The organism is Streptomyces sp. SBT349, assembly GCF_001083795.1.
Lineage (GTDB): Bacteria > Actinomycetota > Actinomycetes > Streptomycetales > Streptomycetaceae > Streptomyces.
The window spans coordinates 13,292-27,123 of the sequence record NZ_LAVK01000062.1 but is presented as its reverse complement, the minus strand read 5'-3'; the positions used below and the strand labels follow the sequence as shown (position 1 = coordinate 27,123).

The following is a 13,832-nucleotide window of genomic DNA, read 5'->3' as shown; positions in this document are numbered from 1 at the left end:
CGGGAGGGGGGTTGCAGGGGGGTGAGGTCGGCGAAGTCGGGGCGTCCGTCGAGCTGTTGGGGCGGGAGGCCGTTGATCTCGTCGAGCCGGGCGAGCGGCCGCGCGGCGCCTCGGCGGGCGCCCGCCGAGGGGCGGCCGAGGGCACCGGAGACGCGGTCGCCGGGGCGCATGCCGTGGCGGCGCGCCTGGTCGGCGGCGACGGGGATGTCCCGGGGACCCGGGAGGTAGCCGTCGACGCGGATGAACGTCTTGCCGTCCACCGTGTCGACGAGTCCCTCGAAGAGCTCCTCCGCCGGGTGCGGCTCGGCGGCGCGGTTCCGAGGGCTTGCTGTGCTTGCTGTGCTCGCTGTCATGCGTCGGTCCTTGAGGTGTGCGGAAGCGGTGGGGAACGGAGGGAGTGCGCGCCGTGAACACGGCGGAGAGAGAGCCGACGGAACCCCGCGAGGGGTCACGGCTTCGGAGAACGGCCACCTCGGTCCACACCGTCACGGAGGACGAGGACCGGAAGGGGCCGGTGGGGAAAGGGCACGGACGCCGCGGTGGGGCGTACTGACGTGCTGCTCCCAGCCTACACCCGGCGCCGGGGGCGCCGGTAGCGGGCCGGGGAGGGCCCGGGGTTCAGGGCTTGCGGGCGACCCCGCCGGCCTGGCCCAGGCTCTGGGACTCGCCGACGGCGGCGATCTCCGGCCGCCACCGGGTGACCGGGACCACGCCGGGGTCGACGAGTTCGAGCCCTTCGAAGTAGCCGGTGACCTCCGTCAGGGTCCGCAGGTGGTAGGGGATGGCGCCCGACTCGTTGTACGCCCGCTGGGCGCGGACGTACTCCCCGTCGGTGTCGATGCCCTCGTTGAGGGAGAGGTAACTGCCCGGGAGGAGGCCCTCCATCAGGCGCCGCACGATGGTGCGCGCCTCCTCGCCGGTGGGGACATGGCCGAGGATGCCGCTGAGGATCAGGCCGACGGGCTCCTTCAGGTCGAGCGTGCCGGCGGCGCGGCCTAGGATCGCCTCGGGCTCCCGCAGGTCGGCCTCGATGTACTCGGTCGCCCCCTGGGGCGTCGAGGTGAGCAGCGCGTGCGCGTGCATCAGGACCAGCGGGTCGTTGTCGACGTAGACGATGCGGGCGTCGGGGGCGATGCGCTGGGCGATCTGGTGCGTGTTGTCGGCGGTGGGCAGGCCCGTTCCCACATCGAGGAACTGCCGCAGCCCGGCCTCCTCGGTCAGGAAGCGCACGGAGCGGGTGAGGAAGCGGCGGGAGGCCCTGGCGATGTCGACGATGCCGGGGAAGACCCGGCAGTAGGCGTCGCCCGCGGCCCGGTCCACCTCGTAGTTGTCCTTGCCGCCCAGCCAGTAGTTCCAGATCCTGGCGGAGTGCGGCACGGAGGTGTCGATCTTCGAGACCAGGTCGGAGCGGGGGGTGGGCGCGTCGTCTGTCACGGGGGCCTCCTGCCATGCGTCCGGCCTGCCGCTCCTCAACGTAGCCCCGCCGCCGCCCGCTCGCGCGCCGCGGGCCCTTGACACGCCAGGCGGCCGGCGCGAAACGCGCGGCGGAGGGCGGGCGAGGCGGCTCAGGCGACGCGGATCCGGGCGTAGCGGCCGGCGACGCGCAGGTCTGCCTCGACGCGGGCCGCCGCCTCGCGCAGGGGCGGGAGGAGGTCGGTCAGGGCCTCGTCGGCCGTGCGGCGGCTGGCGTGCATCGAGACGTTCACCGCGGCGACGACCCGGCCGCCGCGGTGGCGGACCGGGACGGCCAGCGAGCGCAGGCCCTCCTCCAACTCCTCGTCCACCAGGGCGTATCCGTCCCGGGCCGCGCGCTCGATGAGGACGCCGAGACGGCGGCGGGAGGTGACGGTGTGGCGGGTGAGCGCGACGGGCCGCATCCGCGCCAGGTGGGCCGTGCGCTCCTCGGGGGCCAGCCCGGCGAGGAGGACGCGGCCCATGGAGGTGGCGTGGGCGGGGAAGCGGGTGCCCACGGTGATGTCGACGCTCATGATGCGCACGGTCGGCACGCGCGCGGCGTACTGGATGTCGTCGCCGGCCAGGATCGAGAGGGACGCGGAGTCCTGGACGCGCTCGACCAGGCTCACCAGGTGCGGCTGGGCGATGGCGGAGAGCGGCAGCCCCGACAGGTGGGCGTAGCCGAGCTCCAGCACGCGGGGCAGCGGCCGGAAGAGGCCGCCCTCGGATCCGACGTAGCCGAGGTGTTCGAGGGTGATCAGGGCCCGCCGGACGGTGGCCCTGGGCAGCCCGGTGGCCTCGGCGAGCGCGGTCAGCGAGAGGCCGTCGGCGTCCGTGGCGGTGACGGTGTCGAACGCGGTCAGCACGCCGAGCCCGCGGGCGAGGGACTCCACGAAGTCCGGGCCGAGCCTGCGTTTGGCGGCGCGGGTGGCGGCTCCCCGGCCGGGCGTGCCCTCGCGCGGCCGGCGCTCCACGGGCCGGGCGAGGGCGCGTTCCATGGCGGCGACGGCCGGGCGGAGCCGGGGCAGCACGACGTCGCGCAGCGAGTCGACGTCGTGGCGGCTGGTGTGGCTGACCACGCCGGCCGCGCAGACCACCCGCCCCCGGCCGTCGCGCACGGGCATGGCGAGGGCGACGAGTCCCCGCTCGATGAGCTGGTCGTCGGCCGACCAGCCGAGCCGCCTGGCCTCGGCGACGCGCGGCGCGAACGAGGCCGCCGCCCGGGACGCCTCGGGCGGCACGGCGGGGAAGCCCGCGCCGAGCGGGTCGGCGGCGCGGCGGCGGCGCCAGCGCGCGAAGTCCTCCGGGGTCCAGGCGGCGGCGAACAGGGCGCCGGGCGCGCCCGCCTCCGCGGGCAGCAGGTCGCCGATGCGGAAGTCCACGGACATGGTGCGCCGCCGGCCGGCCTGGTGGACGAACCGGACGCCGTCGAGGTCGGGCACGGCGAGGGAGACGGACTCGTCCAGTTCGTCCGCGAGTTCGTCGGCCAAGGGTCCGAGCAGCGCGGGGACGCGGACGGCGGTCAGGCAGGCGTTGCCCAGCTCCATCAGCCGGGGGGCGAGGGCGGCGGCCCGGCGGCCTTCGAGCCGCACATGGCCGAGGTCGGCGAGGGTGCTCAGGGTCCGGTCGACGGTGGAACGCGCCAGCCCGGTGGCGCGGACCAGGTCGCCCACGCTCGACGACCCACCCGCCGCGGCGAGTTGGCGGAGCACGGCGAGGCCCCTGATCAGCGGCCCCACCACCTCGGCGGGCGGCGCCGCCTCGGGCGCGCGTTCCGTCGCCCGCACGGTGGCCGCGGACGTGGCCGGCTCGGTCATGGAGGCTCCCGCCTGGGACGTGGGCACCCCACCGTACGGGTATGTCCCATTGACAGCGCGTGGACCCGGGGATCAGACTCGGCCGCGGAATGTCGCGGACAAAAGTTCACTCTACGAACAACGCCGGGAGGCCGTCAACGACATGGCCGGCATCCGCTCCCTGCGGGACGCCGTCGCGGACCTGATCCACGACGGGGACACCGTGGCGATGGAGGGCTTCACCCACCTCATCCCGTTCGCGGCGGCGCACGAGGTCATCCGCCAGGGCATCACCGACCTCACGCTGGCGCGCATGACCCCGGACATCATCTACGACCAGCTGATCGGCGCGGGCCTGGTCGCCAAGCTGGTCTTCTCCTGGGGCGGCAACCCGGGCGTCGGCTCGCTGCACCGCTTCCGCGACGCCGTCGAGAACGGCTGGCCCCGCCCGCTCGCGCTCGACGAGCACAGCCACGCCGGCATGGCCAACCGCTATGTGGCGGGCGCCTCCGGGCTGCCGTTCGCCGTGCTGCGCGGCTACCGGGGCAGCGACCTGCCCGACCGCACGGACACGGTGGCGACGGTGGTCTGCCCGTTCACCGGCGAGGAGTTGGCGGCCGTGGCGGCGCTCACCCCCGATGTGACCGTGATCCACGCCCAGCGGGCCGACCGGCGGGGCACCGTTCAGATGTGGGGCCTGACGGGGGTGCAGAAGGAGGCGGCGCTCGCCGCCGGCCGCGTCCTGGTCACGGTCGAGGAGGTCGTGGAGGAGCTGACGCCGCGACCGGGCGCGGTGGTCCTGCCCTCCTGGGCCGTGGACGCGGTCGCGGTCGTCCCCGGCGGCGCCCACCCCTCCTACGCCGCGGGCTACTCGGTCCGCGACAACGACTCCTACCGTGCCTGGGACGCCGTCGCCCGCGACCGCGCGACGTTCACGGCGTGGCTGAACGCGCTGGTCGGCGGCCGGGAGGGGCGGTGACCCGATGAGCGTGCCCTCCGCGGGGCAGGCGGACCGGTCCCCGGTCACGCCGGACGAGCTGATGGAGGTCAACGCGGCCCGCGCGCTGGCCGGGGCGCGCACCTGCTTCGTCGGCATCGGGCTGCCCTCCACCGCCGCCAACCTCGCCCGCCGCACGGTCAACCCGGACCTGGTGCTCATCTACGAGTCCGGCGCGCTCGGCGCCAAGCCCACCCGGCTCCCGCTGTCCATCGGCGACGGCGAACTCGCGGATACCGCCGACGCGGTGGTGTCCGTGCCGGAGATCTTCAACTACTGGCTCCAGGGCGGACGCGTGGACGTCGGGTTCCTCGGGGCGGCCCAGGTGGACCGGTTCGCCAACATCAACACCACCGAGGTCGACAACGGCCCCGGCCGGCCGCGGGGACGGCTCCCGGGCGCGGGCGGCGCGCCGGAGATCGCGGCCAACTGCGGCCGGGTGCTCGTGGTGCTGCGCCACTCCCCCCGCAACCTCGTGCGCCGCCTCGACTTCGTCACCACCCTGGGCCACGGCGGCGGCCCGGCCGACCGGGCGCGGCTCGGCATGCGCGGGCGCGGCCCCGTCGCCGTCATCACGGATCTGGGCGTGCTCCGCCCCGACCCGGAGACCGCCGAACTGGTCCTGACCGCGCTGCACCCGGGTGTCACCGCCGACCGGGTCCGCGCGGCGACCGGCTGGCGGCTGCGCGCCGCGCCCACCGTCTCCGTCACCGCGCCGCCGACCGACGGCGAACTCGCCCGCCTGCGCGCGCTGAAGGCGGCGGGGCGCGACGGGCCCGGGGACGACGCGGGACCCGGCGGGCCTCGCGGGACATGACCGGGAGGAGGACCCGGGAGCGGAGAACCGGGAGCGGAGGCCCGGCAGCGGGCGGCTACGCCGGATCGGCGGGGACGCCCGTAGGGCCCGACGCTGCGGGCGGGGCCGTGGCGATCACCGTCGCCACCGCGCGGTCCAGGTCGGCGGGGGTGAGGTCGGCGCGGGCCGTCAGGCGCAGCCGCGAGATCCCGTCGGGAACGGACGGCGGGCGGAAGCAGCCCACCGCGACGCCCGCCTCCCCGCAGGCCGCCGCCCAGGCCACCGCCGCCTCGGGCGAGGGCGCGCGCACCGACACCACCGCCGCGTCGGGGCGGGCGGCGCGCAGTCCCGCCGCCGCCAGCCGCCGGTGCAGCGTGGCCGCGACGGACCTGACGCGCTGCGCCCGCTCCGGCTCCCGGCGCAGCAGGCGCAGCGCGCCCAGCGCGGCCCCGGCGGCGGGCGGGGCGAGCCCGGTGTCGAAGATCAGGGTGCGGGCGGCGTTGACCAGGTGGTCGATCACCCGGCGCGGGCCGCACACCACCCCGCCCTGGCTGCCGAGCGCCTTGGATAGCGTGGCCGTCGCCACCACGTCGGGCGCGCCCGCGAGTCCCGCCGCCGCCACCGCCCCGCGCCCGCCCTCGCCCAGCACGCCGAGGCCGTGGGCGTCGTCCACGACCAGCGCGGCGCCGGCGGACCGGCAGACCGCGGCCAGCCGGGACAGCGGGGCGGCGTCGCCGTCGTCCGAGAACACCGAGTCGGTGACGGCGAGGGCGCGCCGCGCGTCCCCGCCGGGATGTCCGTGGACGTGTCCGTCGAGCGCCTTGGCGAACGCCTCGGGCTGGGCGTGCGGAACGACCGCGACCTCGGCGCGGGAGAGCCGGCAGCCGTCGATGAGGGAGGCGTGGTTGCCCGCGTCGGAGACGATCAGCGTGCCCCGGCCCGCGAGCGCGGTGAGGGCCGCGAGGTTGGCGGCGTAGCCCGAGGCCAGGACGAGGGCCGCCTCGAACCCGCAGAACGCGGCGAGTTCGGCTTCGAGCTCGGCGTGGAGCGCGGTGCTTCCGGTGACCAGGCGCGAGCCCGTCGCGCCCGCGCCCCAGGTCCGTGCGGCGGCGGCCGCCGCCGCGATCACCTCGGGGTGGCGGCAGAGGCCGAGGTAGTCGTTGCCCGCCAGGTCCAGCGCCGGGGAGGTGGCGGCGCGGGGCCGCAGCCGTCGCGCCAGACCCGTCAGGCGCCGCCGCTCGGCAGCGGTGTCCAGCCAGTCGAAGACCCGGCCGCTCGCGTCGTCGTGCACCGGCCGCCGTCCTCCGCGTCTTGTGGGTTGCGCATAAACGTAGTCGCCCCCGGTGCCCGTTGTCAGTGGTGATTGGCACACTCGGCCGCGATCGCTGTTGTAGCTTTCTGCCTTGGCCGGGCCGGGGCGGGTAGGCGAGGATCGGGCCCATGGACCTGCTGAACACCCTGGTGGACAAGGGACTTCGCCGCGAGCTCCCGACCCGCGAGGAGGCGCTGGCGGTGCTGGCGACCTCGGACGACCAGCTGCTCGACGTCGTCGCCGCGGCGGGAAAGGTGCGCCGCCAGTGGTTCGGGCGGCGGGTGAAGCTGAACTACCTGGTGAACCTGAAGTCCGGCCTGTGCCCCGAGGACTGCTCCTACTGCTCGCAGCGGCTCGGCTCGAAGGCCGGGATCCTCAAGTACACCTGGCTGAAGCCGGGCGAGGCGGCCGACGCCGCCGGGGCGGGGGTCGCGGGCGGCGCCAAGCGCGTCTGCCTGGTCGCCAGCGGGCGGGGGCCGACCGACCGCGACGTGGACCGGGTCGCGGAGACCATCGCGGCCATCCGCGAGCGCCACGCGGACGTCGAGGTCTGCGCCTGCCTCGGGCTGCTGGGCGACGGCCAGGCCGAGCGGCTGAAGGCGGCGGGCGCCGACGCCTACAACCACAACCTCAACACCTCGGAGGCCACCTACGCCGACATTTGCACGACGCACGAGTTCGCCGACCGGGTCTCCACCGTCAAGGAGGCGCAGGCCGCCGGGCTTTCGGCCTGCTCGGGCCTGATCGCCGGGATGGGCGAGAGCGACGAGGACCTGGTGGACGTCGTGTTCGCGCTGCGCGCCCTCGACCCCGACTCGGTGCCGGTCAACTTCCTGATCCCCTTCGAGGGAACGCCGCTGGCCGGCGAGTGGAACCTCACGCCGCGCCGGGCGCTGCGCATCCTCGCCATGGTCCGCTTCGTCTGCCCCGACGCGGAGGTGCGGCTCTCGGGAGGCCGGGAGATCCACCTGCGGTCGCTCCAGCCGCTGGCGCTCCATGTGGTGAACTCGGTCTTCCTTGGCGACTATCTGACCAGCGAGGGCCAGGCGGGGCAGGCCGACCTCGACATGATCGCGGACGCGGGGTTCGAGGTGGAGGGCGCGGGCACCACCACGCTGCCCGAGCACCGGGCCGGGGGAGGCGAACGGGTGGAGCGCACCGACCTGGTGACGGTCCGCCGGCGGGGCGCGGGCACGGAACTGCCGCCCAATGCCTGAGCTCTCCGCCGCCGCGCTGCTCGACCTCGACCGCGAGCACGTCTGGCACCCCTATGGCCCGATGCCGGGGCGGCAGGACCCGCTGGTGGTCGAGTCGGCGTCGGGCGTGCGGCTGCGGCTGGCCGAACCGGCGTGGGGACAGCGCGAGTTGGTCGACGGCATGGCCTCGTGGTGGTCGGCGCTGCACGGCTACAACCACCCGGTGCTGAACGAGGCCGCCACCGGGCAGCTGGCGCGGATGAGCCATGTGATGTTCGGCGGGCTGACGCACGAGCCGGGCGTGCGGCTGGCCAAGCGGCTGGTGGACATCACGCCCGAGCCGCTGCGGCACGTGTTCCTCTCCGACTCGGGCTCGGTGTCCGTGGAGGTGGCCATCAAGATGTGCCTCCAGTACTGGCGTTCGCTCGGCCGCGGGGACAAGAGGCGGCTGCTGACCTGGCGCGGCGGGTACCACGGCGACACCTGGCACCCCATGTCGGTGTGCGACCCGGACGGCGGCATGCACCACATCTGGTCGGGGGCGTTGCCCCGCCAGGTGTTCGCGGACGCCCCGCCGTCCGGCTACGACGCGGAGCCCGACACGGCGTACGCGCGGGCGCTGCGCGAGCTGATCGCGCTCCACGCCGACGCGCTGGCGGCGGTGGTCGTGGAGCCGGTGGTGCAGAACGCGGGCGGGATGCGGTTCCACTCCCCCGGGTACCTGCGGGTGCTGCGGGAGGCGTGCGACACGCACGGGGTGCTGCTGGTGTTCGACGAGATCGCGACGGGATTCGGCCGCACGGGCGCCCTGTTCGGCGCGGACCACGCGGGGGTCGCGCCGGATGTGATGTGCGTGGGCAAGGCGTTGACCGGCGGCTATCTGTCGATGGCGGCGACGCTGTGCACCTCGCGGGTGGCGGAGGGGATCTCGCGGGGCGAGGTGCCGGTGCTCGCGCACGGCCCCACGTTCATGGGCAACCCGCTGGCGGCGGCCGTCGCCGACGCCTCGGTCGGCCTGCTGCTGGCCGGGGACTGGGCGGCCGAGGTCGCGCGCGTGTCGGCCCGTCTGCGGGAGGGCCTGGCGGCGGCGGCGGAGCTGCCGGGCGTGCGCGAGGTGCGGGTGCTCGGCGCGATCGGCGTGATCGAGCTCGACCACCCGGTGGACGTCGCCGGAGCGACCCGCGCGGCGGTGCGCAAGGGCGTGTGGCTGCGGCCCTTCAGGAACCTGGTCTACACGATGCCGCCGTATGTCACGGACGACGCCGACCTGGCCCTGATCTGCGAGGCCGCGTGCGCGGCGGCCTCGGCGGCTCCGGCGGCCTCGGCATGAGCGATCACCTCGCCGGCCGGGCCGCCGGGGCGCGGGGCGAAGGGATGGGCGGAACGGGCGCGGGCGCCGCGAGTCGCGTGCTGGTGGTGACCGGGACGGGGACCGGGGTGGGGAAGACCGTGGTGACGGCGGCCCTCGCCGTGGCCGCGAAGGCGGCGGGGCTCTCCGTGGCCGTGCTCAAGCCCGCCCAGACCGGGGTCGGCGACGGCGAGGACGGGGACCTGGTGGAGGTCGCCCGGCTCGCGGGCCCGTTGACCACCCGGGAGCTGGCCCGTTACCCCGACCCCCTGGCGCCCGCGACGGCCGCGCGGCGGGCGGGGCTGCCGCCCGTGGTCCCGGCCGAGGCCGCCAAGGCCGCCTGGGAGCTGGCCGAGGCGCACGACGTGGTGCTGGTCGAGGGCGCGGGAGGGCTGCTGGTGCGGTACGACGACACCGGCGGAACGCTCGCGGACGCCGCCCGGCTCCTGGGCGCGCCCGCCCTGATCGTGGCCGAGGCGGGCCTCGGCACGCTCAACACGACGGCCCTCACCGCCGAGGCGCTCCGCGCCCGCGGCGTCGGCTGCGCCGGGGTGGTCATCGGCAGCTGGCCCGCCGAACCGGATCTCGCCGCCCGCTGCAACGTCGCGGACCTGCCCGCCGTGGCGGGCGCCCCCCTGCTCGGCACCCTGCCCGCCGGCGCGGGCGGGCTCACCCCCGCCGACTTCCGCACCCGCGCACCCCGTTGGCTCACCCCTACCCTCCACGGCACCCGGCCCGCGGCATAGCCGCGGCCACCACGAGTCGCCGGTGACGTGCCTCGGTCCGCGAGGAGCCACTTGCCGCACCCGCACACATGTGCGTAGCATCCCGTGCCGTCGATCGAATCGATTCGACACGCTTCGCCACGAGGGCTTCACCAAGGGACCTGACCGGATGGCCACGATCAAGGACGTCGCCGAGCGCGCGGGCGTCGCGCCGAGCACGGTGTCGTACGTCCTCAGCGGCTCCCGCAAGATCTCCGGCGAGACCGCGGCGGCCGTGCGCGCCGCGATAGCCGAGCTGGGCTACCACCCGCGCGCCAGCGCCCGCACGCTGCGCAGCGCGAGGAGCGAGGTGCTGGTCCTCGCGGTGCCGAGGGAGCCGGGGAAGTACCGGGCGATGGACGGGCGGTTCGCCGTCGAGATCAGCGACGCGGCGCGCGGGCACGGCTACGACCTGCTGATGATGACGGATCCCGACGGCGTGGGCGGCCTGCGCCGCGTCGCCCGCAGCGGCCTCGCGGACGCCGCGATCCTGATGGCGGTGGCGGAGGCCGACCCCCGCATCGCGGCCCTGGGCGAGCTGGGCTTCCCGACCGCGCTGCTCGGACACGGCGACGAGCGCGACGAGGCCGAGCTGTCCTGGGTGGACCTGGACTGGGCCGCGGCCGTCGCCTTGGCCGTGCGGGAGACGGTGGCCGCGGGCCACCGGCGGATCGTGTTCTGGGCCTCGGCCGACCACGAGATCGCCGCCCGCCGCGGCTACGCGATGCACGGCCTCGCCGGCGCGCGGGCCGCGGCCCGGGAGACCGGGGCCGAGGTCCTGGTCCACCCCTCAAGCGCCGACCCCGGCGAGCTGCGGTCCCGGCTGCGCCGGGCGCTCACTGCGGCCCCGGCGCCCACCGCGCTGATCGTGCAGCACCTCATCCCGCTGGACGGGCTGCTGGACGAGGTCGCCGCGCTCGGCCTGCGCTGCCCGCAGGACCTGTCCGTCGTGCTGGTCGGCAGCCTCCCGGACGAGCCGGGCCACCCCGGCAGGCTGCCGCGGATCGACCTGCCGGTGGGGCAGATGTCGGCCGCCGTCGCCCGGCTCGCCGTGGAGGCGATCGGCACGGGCCCGCCACGCCACGAGCTGATCCCGCCCCGCCTCGCCGCGGGTCCCGCCATCTCCCCGCCGCACCCCTGACCGAAGGAGCCGTCGAACCCATGCGATCGAGACCCGGGCGCACCGCCGCGCCCGCCGCGGCGCTGGCCCTGGCCGGGGCCGTGACCGTGGCCACCGCCGGGCTCACCGGCTGCGCCGCCGAGCCCGACCCGGACACCGTCACCGTGCTCAACTCGGCCACCGACACCGCCGAGCACGAGGCCAACCAGGACTTCTTCGACCGCTGCGCCGAACCGCTGGGCCTGGACGTCGAGCAGGTCAGCGTCCCGGCCGACCAGATCGCCTCGAAGGCGCTGCGCATGGCCTCGTCCGACTCGCTGACCGACATCCTGGAGCTGGACGGCTCCGAGCTGCCGCAGTTCGCCGAGACGGACGGGCTCCGGCCGATCGACGAGGTGGGCGTCGACACCTCCGTGTTCTCCGAGAGCGCCAACGCGCTGGGCTCCCACGACGGGGTCCAGTACGGCGTGGCCCGCTCCGTGAACTCGCTGGCGCTCATCTACAACACCGAGCTGCTCGCCGACGCGGGCCTCGAACCGCCCACCACCTGGGACGAGCTGGAGTCCACGGCCGCCGCGCTCACCGGGGGCGACACGTACGGCATGGCCTTCAGCGCCAGCCCGAACGCCGACGGCGTGTACCAGTTCCTGCCGTTCTTCTGGTCCGCGGGCGGCGACGAGGCGCGGATCGACGAGGGCGCCGGGGCGTCGGCGCTCCAGCTGTGGAAGGACCTGGTGGAGGACGGCTCCGCGTCCAGGTCGGTCGTCAACTGGAACCAGCAGGATGTCAACGACCAGTTCATATCCGGCCGGGCCGCGATGATGATCAACGGTCCCTGGCAGGTGCCGGTGCTCAGCGCGCAGGACGACGTGGACTGGGCGGTGGCCAGCATCCCGGTGCCCGAGGCCGGAGGGGATCCGGTGCCGCCGATCGGCGGGACCGTGATGGCCGTGCCGAAGAACGACGGCGCGCGCGAGCGCGAGGAGAACGCCGGGCGGATCCTGGACTGCCTCAACTCCGAGGAGAACCAGCTGGCCTGGGGCGAGCGCGTGAACAACGTGCCCACCCGCGCCGGGGCCGCGCAGTCCTACCGCGACCAGAACCCGGAGCTGGCGCCGTTCGCCGACCTGGTGCTCACCGCCCGGTCCCGCACGGGCGTGGTCGGCACCCGCTGGCCGGTCGTCGAGACCGCGCTCGCCGGGGCGTTCCAGTCCGTGCTGACCGGCAGGCAGTCGCCCGACGAGGCGCTGAGCACCGCTCAGCGGCAGGCCACGGCCGGAGAGTGAGGACCCTCATGCGCACCCGACGGCTCCATCAGTGGCTCTTCGTGGCCCCGGCGCTCGCCTATCTGCTGGCCTTCTTCGGCTATCCGCTGGTCCGCAACGTGCTGATGAGCTTCCAGGAGTTCACCCCGCGGACGTACTTCACCGGCGAGGCCCCGTTCAACGGGCTCGACAACTGGCGCCGGGTCTTCGAGAACGAGCTGTTCGGCGACGCCCTGTGGCAGACGCTGCTGTTCACCGTGGGATCGCTGGTCGGGCAGTTCACCATCGGCCTCGGGCTGGCGGTCTTCTTCTCGCGGCGCTTCCACCTCTCCGCGTTCGTCCGCGCGATCCTGCTGCTGCCGTGGCTGGTGCCCATGGTGGTCTCCGCCGTCGTCTGGCGCCGGATCATGGACGAGGACCACGGGGTCCTCAACAGCTTCCTGAGCACCGTCGGCCTGTCGGCGGACGGGGTGCCGTGGCTGAGCAGCCCCAGCGTGGCGCTGCTGTCCGCGATCCTGGTCAACATCTGGATCGGCATCCCGTTCAACATGGTGATCCTCTACGGCGGGCTCCAGGAGATCCCCCGGGAGCTGTACGAGGCGGCGGCGCTGGACGGGGCGAGCCCGTGGCGGACGTTCCGCAGCGTGACGCTGCCGCTGCTGCGCCCGGTGGTGACCGTGGTCCTGGTCCTCGGATTCATGTCCACCGTCAAGATCCTGGACCTGATCCTCGCGCTGACCGGCGGCGGGCCCGCCGACTCGACCCAGACGCTCGGCACGCTCACCTACCAGCTGTCGTTCCTCCAGCTCGACTTCGGGCAGGGCGCCGTGGTCGGCAATGTCCTCATCCTCATCAGCGCCGTCTTCGCGGTGCTCTACCTGCGCGTCAACCGCGCCGACCTCAGGCCAGGGAAGTGACCGGGATGTCAGGGACCGTGACCACCGAGAAGCGCGCCCACGCGCGCGCCCACGACCGCGCCCGGCTGCGCCGCGCCTGGAACAGCGTGGCGGCGCTGGCGATCCTCGCGGTGATGCTCTTCCCCGTGTACTGGATGCTCAGCACGGCACTCCAGCCGCACACCAGCATCGCGTCCGCCGACCTGGTCCCCACCTCGCCGAGCTTCGACAACTTCACCGAGGCGCTGGACAGCCAGGGCGGTTCGCTGGTCACCAGCCTCGTGGTGGCGCTCGGCGCGGTCGCGGTCTGCCTCGCGCTCGCGGCGCCCGCCGCCTACGGCCTGGCGCACTTCGGGCTGCGGGGCAGCAGGGCCATCGTCTTCTCGACGCTGATCACGCAGATGGTGCCCGGCATCGTCGTGGCGAACGCCCTGTACAGCGCCTACGCGGAACTGAACCTGGTCAACTCCTACCTGGGCCTGATCCTGGCCGACGCCTCGCTGGGGCTGCCGTTCGCGATCGTGCTGCTGCGGGCGTTCATGGTCTCCATCCCCACCGAGGTGGTGGAGGCGGCGATGGTGGACGGCGCCAACCGTTTCACCGCGTTCGTCAGGATCGTCCTGCCGATGAGCAGGAACGCGCTGATCACCTCCGGGCTGTTCGCGTTCCTCTTCGCCTGGGCCGACTTCATCTTCGCGCTGACGCTCAACACCACGGACGATGTCCGGCCGGTGACGCTGGGCATCTACCAGTTCATCGGCGCGCATGTGAGCGATTGGGGCGCGGTGATGGCCACCGCCGTGCTGTCGGCGATCCCGGCGGCGATACTGCTGGTCGTTGCCCAGAAGTACATAGCCGCCGGGATCGCCGGCGGCTCCGTCAAGTAA

The 13,832-nt window shown here is 74.8% G+C and carries 12 protein-coding genes and 1 pseudogene; 9 read left to right on the top strand and 4 right to left on the bottom strand.

Annotated features, from left to right (window positions below):
- From ADY01_RS10710 to ADY01_RS10700, 3 genes and pseudogenes are all read right to left on the bottom strand, one after another.
- Positions 1-353 (bottom strand): annotated as a pseudogene (locus ADY01_RS10710) (transcription termination factor Rho); the annotation flags it as partial.
- Positions 354-618: 265 nt separating this feature from the next.
- Complete coding sequence (locus ADY01_RS10705; protein ID WP_049569704.1) at positions 619-1,434, bottom strand: SAM-dependent methyltransferase; 816 nt, start codon at positions 1,432-1,434, stop codon at positions 619-621.
- A gap of 131 nt (positions 1,435-1,565) precedes the next feature.
- Positions 1,566-3,272: an IclR family transcriptional regulator domain-containing protein gene (locus tag ADY01_RS10700; protein WP_049569703.1), complete on the bottom strand. Its 1,707-nt coding sequence runs from the start codon at positions 3,270-3,272 to the stop codon at positions 1,566-1,568.
- Positions 3,273-3,414: 142 nt separating this feature from the next.
- Here ADY01_RS10700 and ADY01_RS10695 point away from each other — a divergent pair, with 142 nt between their 5' ends.
- Together ADY01_RS10695 and ADY01_RS10690 are read left to right on the top strand one after the other, a co-directional pair.
- Positions 3,415-4,230 carry a CoA transferase subunit A gene (locus ADY01_RS10695; protein ID WP_049569700.1) on the top strand — a complete coding sequence of 272 codons (816 nt, stop codon included), beginning with the start codon at positions 3,415-3,417 and terminating at the stop codon, positions 4,228-4,230.
- Between the two features lie 4 nt (positions 4,231-4,234).
- Positions 4,235-5,065: a 3-oxoadipate--succinyl-CoA transferase gene (locus tag ADY01_RS10690; RefSeq protein WP_049569697.1), complete on the top strand. Its 831-nt coding sequence runs from the start codon at positions 4,235-4,237 to the stop codon at positions 5,063-5,065.
- A gap of 55 nt (positions 5,066-5,120) precedes the next feature.
- Here the strand turns inward: ADY01_RS10690 and ADY01_RS10685 are convergent, their stop codons facing one another.
- Positions 5,121-6,335 carry an 8-amino-7-oxononanoate synthase gene (locus tag ADY01_RS10685; RefSeq protein WP_049569695.1) on the bottom strand — a complete coding sequence of 405 codons (1,215 nt, stop codon included), beginning with the start codon at positions 6,333-6,335 and terminating at the stop codon, positions 5,121-5,123.
- Between the two features lie 149 nt (positions 6,336-6,484).
- Here ADY01_RS10685 and bioB point away from each other — a divergent pair, with 149 nt between their 5' ends.
- The 7 genes from bioB to ADY01_RS10650 all read left to right on the top strand — a co-directional run bounded on the left by bioB (position 6,485) and on the right by ADY01_RS10650 (position 13,832).
- A complete protein-coding gene (bioB, locus tag ADY01_RS10680) occupies positions 6,485-7,573 on the top strand; it encodes a biotin synthase BioB (protein WP_049569692.1) in 1,089 nt (362 codons plus the stop codon).
- Positions 7,566-8,882, top strand: a complete 1,317-nt coding sequence (locus ADY01_RS10675) for an adenosylmethionine--8-amino-7-oxononanoate transaminase (RefSeq protein WP_049569689.1) — start codon at positions 7,566-7,568, stop codon at positions 8,880-8,882. The genes bioB and ADY01_RS10675 overlap by 8 nt, the downstream gene beginning before the upstream one ends.
- A 44-nt stretch (positions 8,883-8,926) precedes the next feature.
- Positions 8,927-9,646 carry a dethiobiotin synthase gene (gene bioD, locus ADY01_RS10670; protein WP_049569718.1) on the top strand — a complete coding sequence of 240 codons (720 nt, stop codon included), beginning with the start codon at positions 8,927-8,929 and terminating at the stop codon, positions 9,644-9,646.
- Positions 9,647-9,794: 148 nt separating this feature from the next.
- Entirely contained in the window at positions 9,795-10,805 is a 1,011-nt protein-coding gene (locus ADY01_RS10665; RefSeq protein WP_049569686.1) for a LacI family DNA-binding transcriptional regulator, read from the top strand.
- Positions 10,806-10,825: 20 nt separating this feature from the next.
- Positions 10,826-12,070: a sugar ABC transporter substrate-binding protein gene (locus ADY01_RS10660; protein ID WP_049569683.1), complete on the top strand. Its 1,245-nt coding sequence runs from the start codon at positions 10,826-10,828 to the stop codon at positions 12,068-12,070.
- A complete protein-coding gene (locus ADY01_RS10655) occupies positions 12,067-12,966 on the top strand; it encodes a carbohydrate ABC transporter permease (RefSeq protein WP_049569680.1) in 900 nt (299 codons plus the stop codon). Before ADY01_RS10660 ends, ADY01_RS10655 begins: the two co-directional genes overlap by 4 nt.
- A gap of 113 nt (positions 12,967-13,079) precedes the next feature.
- Positions 13,080-13,832, top strand: a complete 753-nt coding sequence (locus tag ADY01_RS10650; protein ID WP_234320168.1) for a carbohydrate ABC transporter permease — start codon at positions 13,080-13,082, stop codon at positions 13,830-13,832.

Coding starts and splice junctions, on each gene's coding strand:
- ADY01_RS10700 (WP_049569703.1), bottom strand. CDS start 3,272: ATGACCGAGCCGGCCACGTCCGCGGCCACCGTGCGGGCGACGGAACGC.
- ADY01_RS10695 (WP_049569700.1), top strand. CDS start 3,415: ATGGCCGGCATCCGCTCCCTGCGGGACGCCGTCGCGGACCTGATCCAC.
- ADY01_RS10690 (WP_049569697.1), top strand. CDS start 4,235: ATGAGCGTGCCCTCCGCGGGGCAGGCGGACCGGTCCCCGGTCACGCCG.
- bioB (WP_049569692.1), top strand. CDS start 6,485: ATGGACCTGCTGAACACCCTGGTGGACAAGGGACTTCGCCGCGAGCTC.
- ADY01_RS10675 (WP_049569689.1), top strand. CDS start 7,566: ATGCCTGAGCTCTCCGCCGCCGCGCTGCTCGACCTCGACCGCGAGCAC.
- bioD (WP_049569718.1), top strand. CDS start 8,927: ATGGGCGGAACGGGCGCGGGCGCCGCGAGTCGCGTGCTGGTGGTGACC.
- ADY01_RS10665 (WP_049569686.1), top strand. CDS start 9,795: ATGGCCACGATCAAGGACGTCGCCGAGCGCGCGGGCGTCGCGCCGAGC.
- ADY01_RS10660 (WP_049569683.1), top strand. CDS start 10,826: ATGCGATCGAGACCCGGGCGCACCGCCGCGCCCGCCGCGGCGCTGGCC.
- ADY01_RS10650 (WP_234320168.1), top strand. CDS start 13,080: ATGCTCTTCCCCGTGTACTGGATGCTCAGCACGGCACTCCAGCCGCAC.